Here is a 14,729-nt window from a genome sequence, read left to right on the forward strand (position 1 = left end):
AACGATTGCATATAAAGGTGCAATGTTGTTTGTTATTCAATGGATTTTTAATCTAACATTTCGCGACAAAACTCATCTGCATGTAAACTTTTGCCATTGCGCGTGCATAAACAGATACACGCAATAAAATGTGCGGCATCTCGCGGCAAACGTGCTTCACCAGAAAAATAGCGTTGTACCTGAGCATAGACATTGTCTTTAAACTGGCAACCATCTCCGCCATCACCCGTTAGATTATCCAGTGAAACCCGAAATTTTCGACCAAAGGCAACGGCAAATAACCATTCAATGGCTTGAGGGATGATTTCAACTTGCTCAAACAAGTTTTGTTGTTCTTGAGTGCGACCATCAGGCGCATACCAGTAACCTAAATCTGGCAGTAGCCGACGCTTTGCCCCTGCAATCGTCCAGTGGCTAATCTCATGTAGCGCACTGTTAAAAAAACCGTGGGCAAACTGAATTTTGGCAGGACTATCGGGAGTTGCTGGAAAATATTCAGGTTCGTCAGCACCTTTGAATAAAATCACATTGTGGTGGGAAAACCACTGATTAAAGTGTAAGATGAGCCAGTCAACATGTTCAGTTTCTGTCTGTAAATTCGCCCATGCCAAACGTTGCACTTGGTCTGGTGAAATGTCAAAATGAACAGTTGAAAGTGTGCTAACAAGTGATTTTTTATTCACTTCTGTTTGCGGCTGCAACAGATGCATGACTGTGTTACCCAAAATGGTCTGTCTAAATAAGTACAAAATTGTATCTTAATCTTTGACAGAGTACTGATGAATTTGTAGAATTGCCGCCTTAATTATGTCAGCAAATACCTTTCCGGCACAGATTGAGCCGTTTAAATGGGCTGAACAAGGCTTTACATGGTCAGGTACCCTGCCATTGTCTCGCTTTGCTCGTATCGCTCGTGAAGCTGTTGGATCAATTGATGATCAATTGATTAACATAGACTGTAAGCTATCAATGGATGCGTATCATCGCATTGTATGGTTAGATGGTCACGTTGAAACGACTGTTCCAATCGAATGTCAGCGTTGTTTAGACGCGGTTAATATTGAACTCGTTTCAGATTTTCATCTAGCTCTAGTGGATGATGAGTCACTGATAGAGCGCTTGGATGAGGAAGCTGATTTCATCGTCTTAGGTGAAAGTGAAGCAACGACGAAAGGTAGCTATGATGCGCCTGCGACTGCTGATTTACTTTCTCTGATAGAAGATGAATTGTTATTGTTGATGCCTTTGTCTCCTAAGCATGATGCTTGTGAACATAAGCACCAACCTGCCATTGAAGAGCTTGTCGAAGAGAAGCGGGATAACCCGTTTGGTGTTTTGGCAAGTTTGAAGGGTAAACTTAACTAATTTTTGTGTTATACTCTTGCGTATAAGACAATTGAATTTGTTCTGATCCATATTTTTCGATTTGTAAGGAGCCATCATGGCCGTTCAGCAAAACCGTAAAAGTCGCTCTCGCCGTGACATGCGCCGTTCACATGACGCTTTAACTGAGAATGCATTAACTGTAGACCAAGCTACTGGTGAGACTCATCGTCGTCACCACGTAACTAAAGACGGTTTATACCGTGGTCGCCAATTATTCGCTAAAGCATCTGCTGAATAATCGGTTTGCATTAAGCCTTGGCTTAGTGAGAAAAAGGGAAGCGAAAGCTTCCCTTTTTTATTGAAGTAAATGTTGTATTTGGCAATTAAAAATCGTGAAATTTAATGTTAAATTGCAGAACCGAACTTCAATAGAAGACAAAAAAGGACTCTTATATGTCTGCTAAACGACTCGAGCAAGTGGTTCAAGCAACTAAAACTGCATTTGTGTTTCCTGGTCAAGGCTCACAGAAAGTCGGCATGCTCGCCGAAATCGCAGAGCAGTTTAGTGGTGTTCAAGACACTTTTGCAGAAGCTTCTGAGGCATTAGGTTTTGACTTGTGGCATATTGCTCAAACAGGTGAAGGTTTAGATCAAACAGAAAATACCCAACCTGTATTGTTAACAGCAAGTATTGCATTGTGGCGCACTTGGCTGGATTTAGGTGGTGTTGCACCTAAATATTTAGCAGGTCACTCATTGGGTGAATACAGTGCACTGGTTGCTGCTGAATCAATGACTTTGGCAGATGCTGTGAAATTGGTTAACTTACGCGGTAAGTTGATGCAAAGTGCCGTTCCTCAAGGTGAGGGTGCAATGGCAGCAATTTTAGGCTTGGCAGATGATCAAGTTGTTGCACTTTGCCAACAAGCAAGTGCTGGTGCTACAGGTTCAGTTGAAGCGGCGAACTATAATTCTCAAGGTCAGGTTGTTATTGCGGGTACAACAGCGCTTGTACAAGCTGTGATGGCAGAAGCAAAAGCACAAAATGGCAAGGCAATTGCATTACCTGTATCTGTACCATCACATTGTTCTTTAATGAAACCTGCTGCTGAACAATTCGCACAGGCTTTGGAACAAACTGCCATTGAGCTACCCCGTATTCCTGTAATACAAAATGTAAATGCTCAGGCAGCAACAGATGTTGCAGCTGTGCGTCAAGCTTTAACTGCACAATTGTATCAGTCTGTGCAATGGACGAAGACCATGCAATATCTACAAGATGAAGGCATTGGTTATATTGTTGAATGTGGTCCAGGTACAGTACTGAGCAATTTGGCTAAACGTTTACCAAACATTGAAAAAACATTTGCGATTGATAGTAAAAGTCGCATTGAAGATGCCCTAAGTGCTGTTTTAGTGGCAGAAGGAAAAATTGCATGACACAAGAACGAAAAGTTGCATTAGTTACAGGCGCAAGTCGTGGTATTGGTGCTGCGATTGCGCAACAACTTATCCAAGACGGCTTTTTTGTGGTAGGTACAGCGACTTCTGAATCTGGCGCAGAGAAATTGACTCAGCAATTTGCAGACAACGGTACAGGTGCTGTACTTGATGTACGTAATGCTGAAGCGATTGAGCAATTAGTTTCTGATATTGAGCAAAAGTATGGTTCAGTATTGGTATTGGTTAACAATGCGGGTATTACGCGTGATAACTTGTTGCTACGCATGTCAGAAGATGACTGGGATGATATTTTAAATATTCATTTAAAAGCAGTTTATCGCTTATCTAAACGTGTATTGAAGGGTATGACTCGTGCACGTTTTGGTCGCATTATTAACATCAGTTCTGTAGTTGCACATTTTGCAAACCCAGGTCAGGCCAACTATTCTGCTGCTAAAGCAGGGATTGAAGCGTTCAGTCGCAGTCTGGCAAAAGAAATGGGTAGCCGTCAAATTACGGTGAACTGTGTTGCACCAGGCTTTATTGCAACTGAGATGACTGATCAGTTAAGTGAAGAAATTCGTAAGAAAATGAGTGAGCAAGTTGCACTTGGTCGTCTAGGCGAACCTCAAGACATCGCAAATGCGGTCAGCTTCCTTGCGAGTGACAAATCCAGTTACATTACAGGTAATGTATTACATGTAAATGGTGGGTTGTATATGGCTTAATCCTAAGCTATTAAACTTTTAAATTTTTTTATATTCAATTACACTAACGGCATTAAAAAACGCCACAAGCAATGAGGAGAATTCCTGTGAGCGATATCGAACAACGCGTTAAGCAAGCAGTCGCTGAACAATTAGGTTTACGTGCTGAAGAAATCAAAAACGAAGCATCTTTCACAGATGATTTGGGTGCGGATTCTTTAGACCTAGTTGAACTTGTTATGTCTTTCGAAAATGACTTCGACATCACTATTCCTGATGAAGATTCAAACGAAATCACAACTGTTCAATCAGCGATTGACTATGTAACTAAAAAACTTGGTTAATTAGTTACAGATGTGGAAAAGCCGCTTTTATAGCGGCTTTTTTATTGCTGATATTTCGCGATCAATAAACTTTGCGAGTTCAATGCATATTTGATTGAGCTAAATCGCTTTTTTATACATCTTTTTGATTTTTCTGACACGGTATTCAAATAAACTCCAATTTGCTTTGAGATAAGCAGAAAAAGGGTACAAGTCATCATAAAAGAAGCTGTGCTAAACATATATCACTTAATTTTGAGACTTACCATTTTGCAGCTAAAAGTAAATTATCTGCTGTATGTTTGGTTTTTTAAGTTGTTACTGCTTTGAAAATAACAATGCCTAATGCAGGACATTAGGCATTGGGTTGGTTGTTTATTTATTGTGATTAAATCGCGATAGCAGGTTTAGAATGACACCATCTTGCCTGGATTCATCATGGCACCTAAGCCATAAGCACCTTTCGCCATAGGAATGACTAATGGCGCTAATGCACGCCCAAATGTAATGTCTTTATGCTGGATTTGTGTGAGCATTTCAAAATCTTTGGCGTGCCCAACAAAATCATCTGCAATGGCTTTACCAATTCTGATGGTTTGAGCGACACCGTGACCACTCCAACCATGCACGGCATAGATTGGGAACTTTTCGCCAAATTTGCGACTGTCCGTTGCGCCATTTACGGTTAAATCTGTCGTCCCACTCCAGACAAAGTCGAGTTCCACCTGTTTAAGTTGCGGGAAAACGCTATTTATACGCCCTAATAGGTATTGATAGGTTTTTTCAGGGCTCCAGCAACTTCCAGTGCCTTGACCACCAAAAAGCAAACGATTTTTGCTGACACCACGATAATAATCGATCTGGAACTGTGTGTCATAGACAGGATGATCACTTGGTAATAGCTCAGTTAAATCGACTTCGAGCGGTGCAGTTGTACAGACATAGGTGTAAAAAGGGATGGTGGTCTGATTATGCTGTGGCAACAATTTAAATGAGGCATGATGCACGCCAATCACAACACTCTTACGCGCTTTAATCGTCCCATTCGCTGTATGTACATAAATTCCATCATCACGTTCTTCAATTTCGGTCACTTCGGTACGCTCATAGATGGTTCCGCCATTTTGCAAGAAGCCATAAGCAATGCCGCGATTGAGTGCTAATGGATGAATATGCCCGCCTAAGCTATCCATCAGTCCACCAAAATAGCTTTCCGATTTGACGTGATCGAATAATTCATGTTTGCCCACGACACGGGTATGATTTTCACCTAGATATTTACGGGCATCTGAGCCTTGTGTCAGTGCAACAAGATGTCCTTCATGTACAGCGGCGGTAATGTGCCCACGTTTACGTTGCAAGTCGAGTTGATATTTTGCAGCGATGTTGTCAATCAGTTGCATGGCTTCAACGGAAGTGAAATTCCAGAGACGTTTGGCATCTTCATGACTGAAATGTTCGATCATCTCTTCAGCTTCCCAACGTGCAAGCCCTGGCGTGAGCTGACCACCATTACGCCCTGATGCAGCACTACCAATACGATCTTTGTCGAGCAGAATGGTTTCTACGCCTTGTTCAGCAAGGTGAAGGGCAGTGGATGAACCCAAGAGTCCAGCACCAATGACCACAACATCGCATTCTGTATGGGTTTCTAGCGCATCAAAGCTGTGCCATTCGGCTAAAGAGCTTTCGTAATAGTTGGCTGGGCTTTCAATTTGCCCATGTTTAGGGTTAATCCAGTTCCAGTCTTTGCCGTTAAGTTGGTTGATACTGACTTTAAATTCAACATCATTCAGCAAGGTTGGTTTGTTGACCAGTTTTTGCATTTTGATACTCACTTGACTTGATTAATAGGCACTTTCAATCGCAATCGATTGTTTACGTGCTTTTTTATAGATAAAGAAAATGATGCCAATCCCGAGCCATGTACCACCAAAAGTCAGCGCGGATTTTTCAAGATTCATCCACAAACAGACAATTGCAGCCACAGAGATCAGTGGAAGAATGGCATTGAAGAAAAGATTTTTGAGTCCTTGGCGCTCTTTGTTACGCACATAAAATTGCATGAAGACTGAGAAATTGACCGCAGTAAATGCAACTAGAGCACCAAAACTGATTAAGTTCACGACTTGCGCAAGATCAAGAAAAATTGCACTGAGCGAGACGAGACCGATGAACAGGGTGGCGTATAAAGGCGTGCCGAAGCGCGGGTGAATGCTGCCTAGGGTCTTTTTATGGAAAATACCATCACGGCCCATAATATAAATCAGACGTGAAGCACTGGCATGGCTCGCTAAACCAGAAGCAACGGTATTCATGATTTGACCTGTTAAGAAAACAGATTGAAATAATGCTCCACCGACATACATGACAATTTCAGGAAGCGCTTCATCTGGATGTTTGAATTGAGCATTGGTCGGGAAGTACAGTTGAATAAACCATGCTGCTGTAAAGAAAATTACACCACCGATCAGTGTAGTGAGCATGACCGCACGGGGAATATTACGTTTAGGGTCTTTGGTTTCATGTGAAAGGGTTGTGACCGCATCGAACCCTAAGAATGAGAAACAGAGAATAGATGCACCTGCAATCAGGGGTAAAATATGCGTATTTCCATGGACTAATGGAGCAAGTGTCAGCACATGTTCGTAGCCTTGGGTTGTTCCAACACCATGCACAACCAGATACACGAAGAACACCATTAAAGTAACAGGTGCTAATACAAAGATGAGGCTTAGATTGGCTAAAAGGTTGACTCTAAAGCAGTTAATGAGTGTGACCACACCTGCTGCAACCAGTACCCATGCCCAGTAAGGCACACTTGGAATAATCGCTTCCAGATAAATACCACAAAGTAGCGCATTGATGAGTGGTAAGAGAATGTAGTCGAGCAGAGAACACCAACCGACAAAGAACCCAAGCGATGATCCACAGCTTTCAGCGGTGTAAGTATATGCAGAACCAGGTTTCTCGGAAACACGGCTAAAGCGGGCATAGCTAAAAGCAGTTAGCAACATAGCGACCAATGCAAACAAATAAGCAAGGGGAACATGCCCTTCAGTTGTTCCTGAAACGATACCAAAAGTATCAAATACCGTCATTGGGGTCATGTATGCAACGCCTATGACGATCACTTGCCAAAGTGATAGTTTTTTTAAATGAACTTCATCTTGCAGCATAATCTAATCCTTGTAACAATAATAATCCCTGTGGGGGAATATATAACCATATTTTTATTTGTGCATAAAGTGTGCCATTAATATTTTTTTTGAGAGAGTTAATATGCCTAAATATACAATTGAAATTAGAAAAGCTGCATTAGAAGCTTATCGAAAAACAGATTATAAAGTTGCTGTATGTAAACAATTTAATATCTCTAGAGTAACTTTAGATGCATGGATTAAGCTCGAAGAGGAGACGGGGAGCTTGCAACCAAAGCCAAGTAAAAAGCGTGGAGCACCATCGCATATTAGAGACTGGGAAGCTTTCCAGAATTTTATAAAAAAACATAAATTTCAAAATATTAGTGACTTAATTCCATTATTCGAACAAGAGTTTGGCTACAGTGTTTCTTATGCTGTTTTAGTTCGTGCAATCCATGTTTTAGGACTTCGTCGCCGTCGTGGCAGGTTCTATGCATAAGTAAAATTTGTACAGATGAATTGATTTATATAAATGTAAAAATGTCTATTTTAAATGGTAATAAAGTAAAGTAATGAGATTAAAAAAGTATATTTTAAATATTAAAAAAGTAAAATTTAAATATTAAAAATGTAAATTATTAAAAATAAAAAAGTAAGTTTATAATTATAATAAAGTAAAATTATAAATATAAATATGTAAAGTAATATTTATAAAAAAGTATGGTTAAATTTATAAAAAAGTAAAATTATTAATATAAAAATGTAAAACTATAAAAATAATTATTCTATAAGTAGGCAAAAAATGCTTGTTTGCAGTGCATGTGGAGTATTTTTGAGGCAAGAGAAAAGGATTCTTGTATGGATGCTTACAAAAGCAATTGTTAAAAAATGCTATAGATGTGTAACATTAATACATTAAAATTCATGTATTTAAAATAAACCATACATTTATTAAGTTTTTTGCTGAGATTCTCGGCAAGAAACGCTTTTTAATGAGAATTGATCTATGTATGATTGCTTTTGTATAAAAACACAATTTTTATAGATCAATAGCTAACACATGGCAGAGTTTAGACATGACGTCATCCGCTGAAAAATTGCCCAGATTGAAGCCACGAGGTGGCATTCGGGTGATGTATGCTGCAATCCGTGCATTATTTTTTAGAGAGTTACAGACTCGTTTTGGTCAGTATCGATTAGGTTATTTATGGGTGTTTTTAGAGCCACTCTTAAATATTGGTATTATGGTGTTAATTTTTGGTGAAGTGATGCATAGAACTTTACCTGGAATGGACTATCCTGTATTTCTGATCAATGGCATCATTCCATTTTTTATGTTCCGTACAGGCGTTTCACAAGCACTGAGTGCAGTACAGTCAAATGCTGGTTTGTTTAGTTATCGACCTGTCAAGCCTATAGATGCTTTATTATCAAGAAGTATTTTAGAAGGACTTCTTAGTTTTACCACCTATATTGTCTTTACGCTCGTTATGATGTGGTTTGGCTTTCATATCAGTCTAGAGTCTATTCCTCAGTTATTGGGGTATTGGATTGCTCTATTTGTATTTATGGTCTCTTTTAGTTTGATTTTTATGGTAATTGGAGATTTTTCTAAAGAGATTGGCAAGCTCGTATCTGCTTTATTTTTTGTTTTATACCTTTTGTCAGGTATTTTGTACTCTATTCATATTATTCCACAAGATTATCAGAAATATTTACTTATCAATCCTTTAATTCATGTTATTGAAAATATGCGTCATGCTATTTCCCCAAGCTATCCTTTAGTTACAGGAATTAGTTTTGGTTATTTCTTGATTTGGACCGTGTGTTGCATGTTTCTTGGTTTATTGCTTTATAAGCGTTTTGAACGTCGAATGGTGAAATCAAAATGATCGAATTACGCCATTTAACTAAATCATATGTGACACCGAAAGGTCGCCATTTTGTATTTAAAGACCTAAATGTTGTGTTGCCTGAAAATAAAAGTGTTGCTTTATTGGGACGAAATGGAGCTGGCAAGAGTACGTTGTTACGTATTATTGGGGGAATTGATTTTGCTGATTCTGGTGAAGTGATTACGCGCAAATCAATTTCATGGCCTGTTGCTCTCGCAGGTGGTTTTCAAGGAAGTTTGACAGCAAGACAAAATGTTCGCTTTGTGGCCCGTCTTTATGTATCGGGTGAGGATGAGGTTGAACAGGTAATTAAATTTGTTGAAGAATTTGCAGAAATTGGAAAATACTTTGATATGCCTGTAAAAAGTTATTCTTCTGGCATGCGTTCTAGAATTGGTTTTGGTTTGAGTATGGCATTTAATTTTGACTATTATTTATTGGATGAAGCTAGTGCCGTAGGTGATGCGACATTTCGGAAAAAAAGTCAGGCATTATTAGATGAATTAAAAGAGAAAGCAAATGTCATTATGGTTTCTCATGATTTAAAAGATTTAACGCGAAATTGTGATGTTGCTTTCTTTATTCGAGATGGGCAAGCTGAATATTTTGATAACATACAAGAGGCTGTAGAGGTATATAAAGAATATGCAATCCAAAAAAAATAAACGAATCGCTATAGCTTATGCTGGATTCGTGGTGTTGCCTTTAGCGGTTATCATTTCTTATTTGAGCTTGTTTGCAAAAGATCGTTATGAGTCTGATGCTACGATCTTGGTTAAGCAAGTTGGTGAAACAGCAGCAACAGATACTTCAGGGCTGACAGCATTATTGGGTGTATCTAATACCAGTAGTGAGGATGCAAATATTTTAAAAACGTATATTAGCTCTCGAGATATGGTTGAAAAGCTAGATCAGAAGCTCAATTTACGTAAGGCATTTGAAGTTCAAGGAGATCCATTTTTTTCTCTCAATAAAAATGCCACGATTGAAGAATTAGTGGCTTATTATGATAGTCGAATTACAGTGAACTTAGATGATAAAACAATGATGCTTGATGTTTCAGCACAAGGTTTTACCCCACAATTTTCATTATTGTTAAATCAAGAAATTTTGCGTCAAAGTGAAGCATTTATTAATGACATTTCACAGAATATTGCACAAGAACAATTAAAGTTCACTGAAAAACAGCTGATAGAAGCATCTGCAAATTTAAAAAAATCCAGAGATAATCTGATTGCTTACCAAAATCAGCATAAGATGTTTGACCCGCAAGCTCAAGCTCAAGCTGTTTCGACCATTGTTGCGACCTTACAAGGGAATTTAGCCCAACTCAGAACAGAAGAGCGAACATTATTAAGTTATCTGAATCCAGATGCACCACAAGTCGTAGCAATTCGCAGTCAAATTGAATCTGTGCAAAAGCAAATTGATGATGAAAATGCAAAATTAACGTCACCAAATACCGATAAACTCAATCAAAGTGTTGCTGACTTTGAAGAGTTAAAGTCAGAAGTAGAATTCTCTACAGATCTATACAAATTGGCTTTAGGTTCACTAGAAAAAGCCCGTTTAGAAGCATCTAGAAAGCTTAAAAAGCTTGTTGTGATCTCTGAACCTCGACTTGCCCAAGATGCGATGTATCCAAGAAAAGTTTATTTGTCTATTTCGGCATTTATTTTGCTTAATATTTTATTCGGAATTGGAACTTTAATTCATTCCATTATCCGCGAACATAGAGAATAAGTTATGAAGAAAGTTTTACTCATTTCCACGTTAGCAGTAAGTATAAGCTCTGTTTTTGCGGCCGATAATACCAATGATATGATTCCAGCAGATGTTGCTAGTTTAGGACAAAGTGCATCTTTGGCTTCGGTTGCTCAGGCGACAGCGACACCTACAGATCAAAGTATTTTACCAAGTCAGTCTGTAACAGATTTATCGCCAAGTAATTCATTGAAGTATCCTAATGCGAAAAATATGTTCGGTTCACAACTCTTTAAAGGGGCTTTTGCAAGTACTGCAGGTTCAACTTTTAATGGTAGTTATGTAATTAATCCTGGCGATAATATTAATTTGCGTTTATGGGGTGCTTATCAATTTGCAGGAACTCTGACAGTTGATCCACAAGGGAATATTTTTGTACCGAATGTTGGCCCTGTAAAAGTTGCAGGAACAAGCAATGCCAATTTACAAAAAATGATAGAGGCGAATGTTCGTAAAATTTATGTTGCAAACGTAGGGGTGTATGCTGCTTTAGAACAGGCACAACCTGTAAAAGTATTGGTGACAGGTTTTGTCAACCAACCAGGTAACTATGGTGGAGTGGCTAATGATACGGTTTTAGCATATTTAGATCGTGCAGGGGGAGTTGATCCTGAACGTGGCAGTTATGTTGATATTAATATCATGCGAAATGGTAAATTCATGCAGCATGTCAACTTATATGACTTCTTAATTGCGGGTCGTATTTTACCATTTAGTTTTAAAGATGGTGATGTGATCGTTGTTGCGCCACGGCAACATACTTTTAATATTTCTGGTGAAGTCTATAATCCATATGATTTCGAATTTAATGTTTCCCAATTGACAGTTGCACAAGCTTTATCTGTCGCGAAGTTAAAGCCTGGAGCAACCAATATCAGTATCATGCGCCGTCAAGGTGCAGAATATCGTAGTGAATATTATTCGCTTGCAGATGCACAAAATGTAATGCTTCAAGACGGTGATCAGGTTACAGTTACAGCAGATCGCTATGCAGGAACCATTCAGGTGCGTGTAGAAGGTGCGCATCAAGGTGCGCATGCAGTTGTTCTGCCGTATGGCTCGAAACTATCAGAAGTTTTAAAACAAATAAAACCAAATGCGCTATCTGAGGTGGGGGCAATCCAGCTTTATCGCCCTTCTGTAGCACAACGTCAAAAAGAAATGCTAAATACTTTATTGGATAAGTTAGAAGAATCAACTTTAAATGTGAACTCAAGCACTCAAGAAGAGTCTGAATTACGAACTAAAGATGCAGCATTGGTTCAAAAATTTGTCCAAAAAGCACGTTCTGTTCAACCCAAAGGTCAAGTGGTACTTGATCCAAATCATTTAGATAATGTTATTTTACAGCAAGGGGATATATTGGTTATTCCTGAGCAAACATCTGTGATTATGGTAAATGGTCAAGTGACTTTTCCAAATGGGATAGAGTATAGGCCAAATATGCGTGTAAAAGATTATATTGCACAAGTTGGTGGGTTTAGTCAGAAATCCAATAAATCAAAAATTATTGTCTTCCATCAAAATGGGGAAGCTTTACTTGTGAATGATCGTTATAAAATCCAGCAAGGTGATGAAATATTAGTTTTACCAAAAGTGACTGCAAAACCTGTAGAGATTGCTAGAGGTATTACAGAGGTGTTGTATCGTATTGCATTAGCAACAAAATATGCAATTGATCTTTAATAAGTATTAAATTTAAATGGTTAGGTGAAAATGAAAAAAGTATTAGTTCTTTCAAAAAAAGATAGTCAATTCTGTAAAATGCTAGCAGATGTTATTTCTATTTTAGGTGATGTAATTTATAAGTCAGAGCATGATTTTCCAAAAGTAGCTCAACTTATTGATTTAATAAAGAGTGAGAAAATTACAGAAGTTTTAATGCCAAATCCATATGGTAATAGTAAACGTAATGCATGTTATAGAAAACTTAGAGAAGAAAATATTAAAGTAGTAACAAGTGATAGAGGTGCATTCCCAAATTCATGGTTTTTTGATCAAGGTTTTAATTATGATTCTGAAAGCTATCAACCAAAATCTTGGAATATATCTTTAAATCAAGAGCAACAAAAAAAATCACAAGATTATATTAAACAGCTTATAACAGGTGATTTAGCACTAGAAAAACAAGGCAATCGATTGGGTGGGGAGCAATTAAGAAAAAAACTTGGTTTAGATATATCAACAAAAGTAATTTTTGTTCCTTTACAAAGACCAGATGATACAGTTATTAAGTTTTTCTCTGGATTTTCACAAAATATTGCTAATTTTATTTCTCAAATAGAGAAGATATCTGAAGAATTGAATTCTCAATCAGAAACTAATTATGTTTTTCTATTAAAAAAACACCCATTAGAAACAGATTATTTTAATTTTTCTGATAGTAATCATATCGGATATGTCAGTGATGATACTAATTTTTATGATTTAATTGAATTATCTGATCTAGTTATGCTTATTAATTCTGGAGTTGGTTTAAATGCTTTAGCATACTTAAAGCCAGTGCTTGCATTTGGTAATGCATTTTATGCACATGCTGGTTTAGCAAAATCAGTAGAAAGTATTGATGATGCTATAGAGTTTATAAAAAAACCAATTGTTCCAGAAAAAGAGCAAGTTGAAAAATTCATCTATCATTTGATTGAAAAGGTATATTCTTTTGGTGAATTTAAAACTGAATTAGTAAAACAAAGCGATGGAAGCTTTAGAAACATAACTAGAAGCATATATTTTGAAAATATTAATTGGAATGGAGAAAAAATAAAAGTTCACAAAAAACGAGTTTTAGTCGTATCACCACTCATTCCATTTCCAATTTATAGAGGAAATCAGGCTAGAATAGATGCATTTGTACGGTGGTTGATTAATAATGATTATAGTGTTGACTTATTTGTTTTAAATACAAGTTTTGAGTCAATGAAGAGTGGTGATATTAAGAATCAATTAATGAGTTGTTATCAAGGGATTAATAATGTAGATGTATTGAAAGATCCAGAGTTAGAGAAAAAATATCAAATAAAAACACTTAAAGGTAAAGTAAATAAAAATAGTGTTGTTGGTTTATATGGTAAGATAAAAACAGAAAAACCAAAAAACCTTTATCAATACATTGCTAAGAACTATGGTATAGAACAGAGTATATTTAAATCTATATTCTTACATGAGTTGATGAATGTTAAAGATAAATTTCTCGGAAATCATCATGATGTTGTTAATGAGAGTAAGACACCATTAAAATTTATAAATGCTGTTCGAAAAAAACTCTTATCTAATAGCTATGATTATGTTGTTTTGAATTATGCAAAAACTATACCTTGTATTCCTGAAGGTTTATCTAAAACAAAAGTTGTTTTAGATACACATGATTATCAAAGTATGTTCTTGGAAGAAGACCAACTATTTAATAATAAAAATACTAATATTAATTTGAAGCGATTTCGAGATAATGAACATTTTCTTATGGGTAAGGCTGATAAGTTAATTGCGATCAATAAGAATGAAGAGGAAATTTTTAGAAAAATATTACCGAACAAAGAAATTGTTACAATACCTGCATTTTTCCCTAAGCCAATGAAAGGTCCAAAATTTTGGGGATATAGTGCAGATGCGTTGTATGTTGGATCTATTTCTAATTTTAATGTTGGAGGGATCGCTTGGTTTTTAGAAGAGGTATTACCTTTAATTAAAAAACAAATTCCAGAATTCAAATTGACAATTGCTGGTAATGTTGGAAAGTCGAAGGATGTAGATTGGGATAAATATGGTGATAACATTAAAGTTGTTGGTCGTGTAGATGACTTAAGTTATTACTATTCGAATAGCTGTATTGTTATTGCACCTATTTTAGGAGGTGCTGGTATGAAGATTAAAGTAGTTGAAGCATTATCTTATGAAAAAGCAATTGTAGGAACTCCAAAAGCATTTGATGGAATTACCTATCCAAATACGATGGATGCTAATGTGACTGATGATCCTAAATCATTTGCAGATATATTAATTAAGCTGTTGAATGACTCCGAATTAAGAGTCAAATCCGAGGGAGATTCAAAGGCTATTTATGATAAAGAGCATTCATTAAAAGCTTTAAATGATTCATTACTTAGATTATTTGGCTAAATTTGGAGTTAC

General features: G+C 37.0%; 14 protein-coding genes. 11 read left to right on the forward strand and 3 right to left on the reverse strand.

Annotation, left to right across the window (positions count from 1 at the left end; genetic code table 11):
• Positions 1 to 47 precede the first annotated feature (47 nt).
• Entirely contained in the window at positions 48 to 710 is a 663-nt protein-coding gene (locus LVY74_RS11945) for an elongation factor P hydroxylase (protein ID WP_237815254.1), read from the reverse strand.
• 97 nt (positions 711 to 807) lie between these two features.
• Between LVY74_RS11945 and LVY74_RS11950 the strand changes: the two genes are divergently transcribed.
• The 5 genes from LVY74_RS11950 to acpP all read left to right on the forward strand — a co-directional run bounded on the left by LVY74_RS11950 (position 808) and on the right by acpP (position 3,820).
• Positions 808 to 1,365, forward strand: a complete 558-nt coding sequence (locus tag LVY74_RS11950) for a YceD family protein (protein WP_237815255.1) — start codon at positions 808 to 810, stop codon at positions 1,363 to 1,365.
• A 76-nt stretch (positions 1,366 to 1,441) separates the two neighbouring features.
• Positions 1,442 to 1,624, forward strand: coding sequence for a 50S ribosomal protein L32 (rpmF, locus tag LVY74_RS11955; RefSeq protein ID WP_111895768.1), 183 nt, complete (start codon positions 1,442 to 1,444; stop codon positions 1,622 to 1,624).
• Between the two features lie 155 nt (positions 1,625 to 1,779).
• Positions 1,780 to 2,766, forward strand: a complete 987-nt coding sequence (fabD, locus tag LVY74_RS11960) for an ACP S-malonyltransferase (RefSeq protein ID WP_237815256.1) — start codon at positions 1,780 to 1,782, stop codon at positions 2,764 to 2,766.
• Positions 2,763 to 3,497: a 3-oxoacyl-ACP reductase FabG gene (fabG, locus tag LVY74_RS11965; RefSeq protein ID WP_111895770.1), complete on the forward strand. Its 735-nt coding sequence runs from the start codon at positions 2,763 to 2,765 to the stop codon at positions 3,495 to 3,497. Before fabD ends, fabG begins: the two co-directional genes overlap by 4 nt.
• 86 nt (positions 3,498 to 3,583) lie before the next feature.
• Positions 3,584 to 3,820 carry an acyl carrier protein gene (gene acpP, locus LVY74_RS11970; protein ID WP_004750816.1) on the forward strand — a complete coding sequence of 79 codons (237 nt, stop codon included), beginning with the start codon at positions 3,584 to 3,586 and terminating at the stop codon, positions 3,818 to 3,820.
• Between the two features lie 386 nt (positions 3,821 to 4,206).
• On the opposite strand, the gene LVY74_RS11975 is transcribed toward acpP, so the two are convergent.
• Together LVY74_RS11975 and LVY74_RS11980 are read right to left on the reverse strand one after the other, a co-directional pair.
• The gene (locus LVY74_RS11975) at positions 4,207 to 5,625 is read right to left on the reverse strand and encodes an NAD(P)/FAD-dependent oxidoreductase (RefSeq protein ID WP_237815257.1); all 1,419 of its coding nucleotides are present in this window, start codon (positions 5,623 to 5,625) and stop codon (positions 4,207 to 4,209) included.
• Between the two features lie 21 nt (positions 5,626 to 5,646).
• A complete protein-coding gene (locus tag LVY74_RS11980; protein WP_237815258.1) occupies positions 5,647 to 6,978 on the reverse strand; it encodes an APC family permease in 1,332 nt (443 codons plus the stop codon).
• 103 nt (positions 6,979 to 7,081) lie between these two features.
• Here LVY74_RS11980 and LVY74_RS11985 point away from each other — a divergent pair, with 103 nt between their 5' ends.
• From LVY74_RS11985 to LVY74_RS12010, 6 genes are all read left to right on the forward strand, one after another.
• A complete protein-coding gene (locus LVY74_RS11985; protein ID WP_151778661.1) occupies positions 7,082 to 7,441 on the forward strand; it encodes a helix-turn-helix domain-containing protein in 360 nt (119 codons plus the stop codon).
• A 577-nt stretch (positions 7,442 to 8,018) separates the two neighbouring features.
• A complete protein-coding gene (locus tag LVY74_RS11990; RefSeq protein WP_237815259.1) occupies positions 8,019 to 8,834 on the forward strand; it encodes an ABC transporter permease in 816 nt (271 codons plus the stop codon).
• Positions 8,831 to 9,502: an ABC transporter ATP-binding protein gene (locus LVY74_RS11995; protein ID WP_237815260.1), complete on the forward strand. Its 672-nt coding sequence runs from the start codon at positions 8,831 to 8,833 to the stop codon at positions 9,500 to 9,502. Before LVY74_RS11990 ends, LVY74_RS11995 begins: the two co-directional genes overlap by 4 nt.
• On the forward strand, positions 9,483 to 10,580 hold the full coding sequence (locus tag LVY74_RS12000) for a capsule biosynthesis protein (protein ID WP_237815261.1): 1,098 nt from the start codon (positions 9,483 to 9,485) through the stop codon (positions 10,578 to 10,580). Before LVY74_RS11995 ends, LVY74_RS12000 begins: the two co-directional genes overlap by 20 nt.
• A gap of 3 nt (positions 10,581 to 10,583) precedes the next feature.
• The gene (locus LVY74_RS12005; RefSeq protein ID WP_237815262.1) at positions 10,584 to 12,287 is read left to right on the forward strand and encodes a polysaccharide biosynthesis/export family protein; all 1,704 of its coding nucleotides are present in this window, start codon (positions 10,584 to 10,586) and stop codon (positions 12,285 to 12,287) included.
• Positions 12,288 to 12,317: 30 nt separating this feature from the next.
• Positions 12,318 to 14,717 carry a glycosyltransferase gene (locus LVY74_RS12010; RefSeq protein ID WP_237815263.1) on the forward strand — a complete coding sequence of 800 codons (2,400 nt, stop codon included), beginning with the start codon at positions 12,318 to 12,320 and terminating at the stop codon, positions 14,715 to 14,717.
• The last annotated feature ends 12 nt before the right edge of the window (positions 14,718 to 14,729 follow it).

Origin of the sequence: Acinetobacter sp. ME22, assembly GCF_022012315.1 — a bacterium.
Taxonomy (GTDB): Bacteria; Pseudomonadota; Gammaproteobacteria; order Pseudomonadales; family Moraxellaceae; genus Acinetobacter; species Acinetobacter brisouii_A.

Bases quoted from the DNA above. Each gene is read 5' to 3' on its own strand.
- LVY74_RS11945 (WP_237815254.1), bottom strand. From the start codon at position 710: ATGCATCTGTTGCAGCCGCAAACAGAAGTGAATAAAAAATCACTTGTT.
- LVY74_RS11950 (WP_237815255.1), top strand. From the start codon at position 808: ATGTCAGCAAATACCTTTCCGGCACAGATTGAGCCGTTTAAATGGGCT.
- rpmF (WP_111895768.1), top strand. From the start codon at position 1,442: ATGGCCGTTCAGCAAAACCGTAAAAGTCGCTCTCGCCGTGACATGCGC.
- fabD (WP_237815256.1), top strand. From the start codon at position 1,780: ATGTCTGCTAAACGACTCGAGCAAGTGGTTCAAGCAACTAAAACTGCA.
- fabG (WP_111895770.1), top strand. From the start codon at position 2,763: ATGACACAAGAACGAAAAGTTGCATTAGTTACAGGCGCAAGTCGTGGT.
- LVY74_RS11975 (WP_237815257.1), bottom strand. From the start codon at position 5,625: ATGCAAAAACTGGTCAACAAACCAACCTTGCTGAATGATGTTGAATTT.
- LVY74_RS11980 (WP_237815258.1), bottom strand. From the start codon at position 6,978: ATGCTGCAAGATGAAGTTCATTTAAAAAAACTATCACTTTGGCAAGTG.
- LVY74_RS11985 (WP_151778661.1), top strand. From the start codon at position 7,082: ATGCCTAAATATACAATTGAAATTAGAAAAGCTGCATTAGAAGCTTAT.
- LVY74_RS11990 (WP_237815259.1), top strand. From the start codon at position 8,019: ATGACGTCATCCGCTGAAAAATTGCCCAGATTGAAGCCACGAGGTGGC.
- LVY74_RS11995 (WP_237815260.1), top strand. From the start codon at position 8,831: ATGATCGAATTACGCCATTTAACTAAATCATATGTGACACCGAAAGGT.
- LVY74_RS12000 (WP_237815261.1), top strand. From the start codon at position 9,483: ATGCAATCCAAAAAAAATAAACGAATCGCTATAGCTTATGCTGGATTC.
- LVY74_RS12005 (WP_237815262.1), top strand. From the start codon at position 10,584: ATGAAGAAAGTTTTACTCATTTCCACGTTAGCAGTAAGTATAAGCTCT.
- LVY74_RS12010 (WP_237815263.1), top strand. From the start codon at position 12,318: ATGAAAAAAGTATTAGTTCTTTCAAAAAAAGATAGTCAATTCTGTAAA.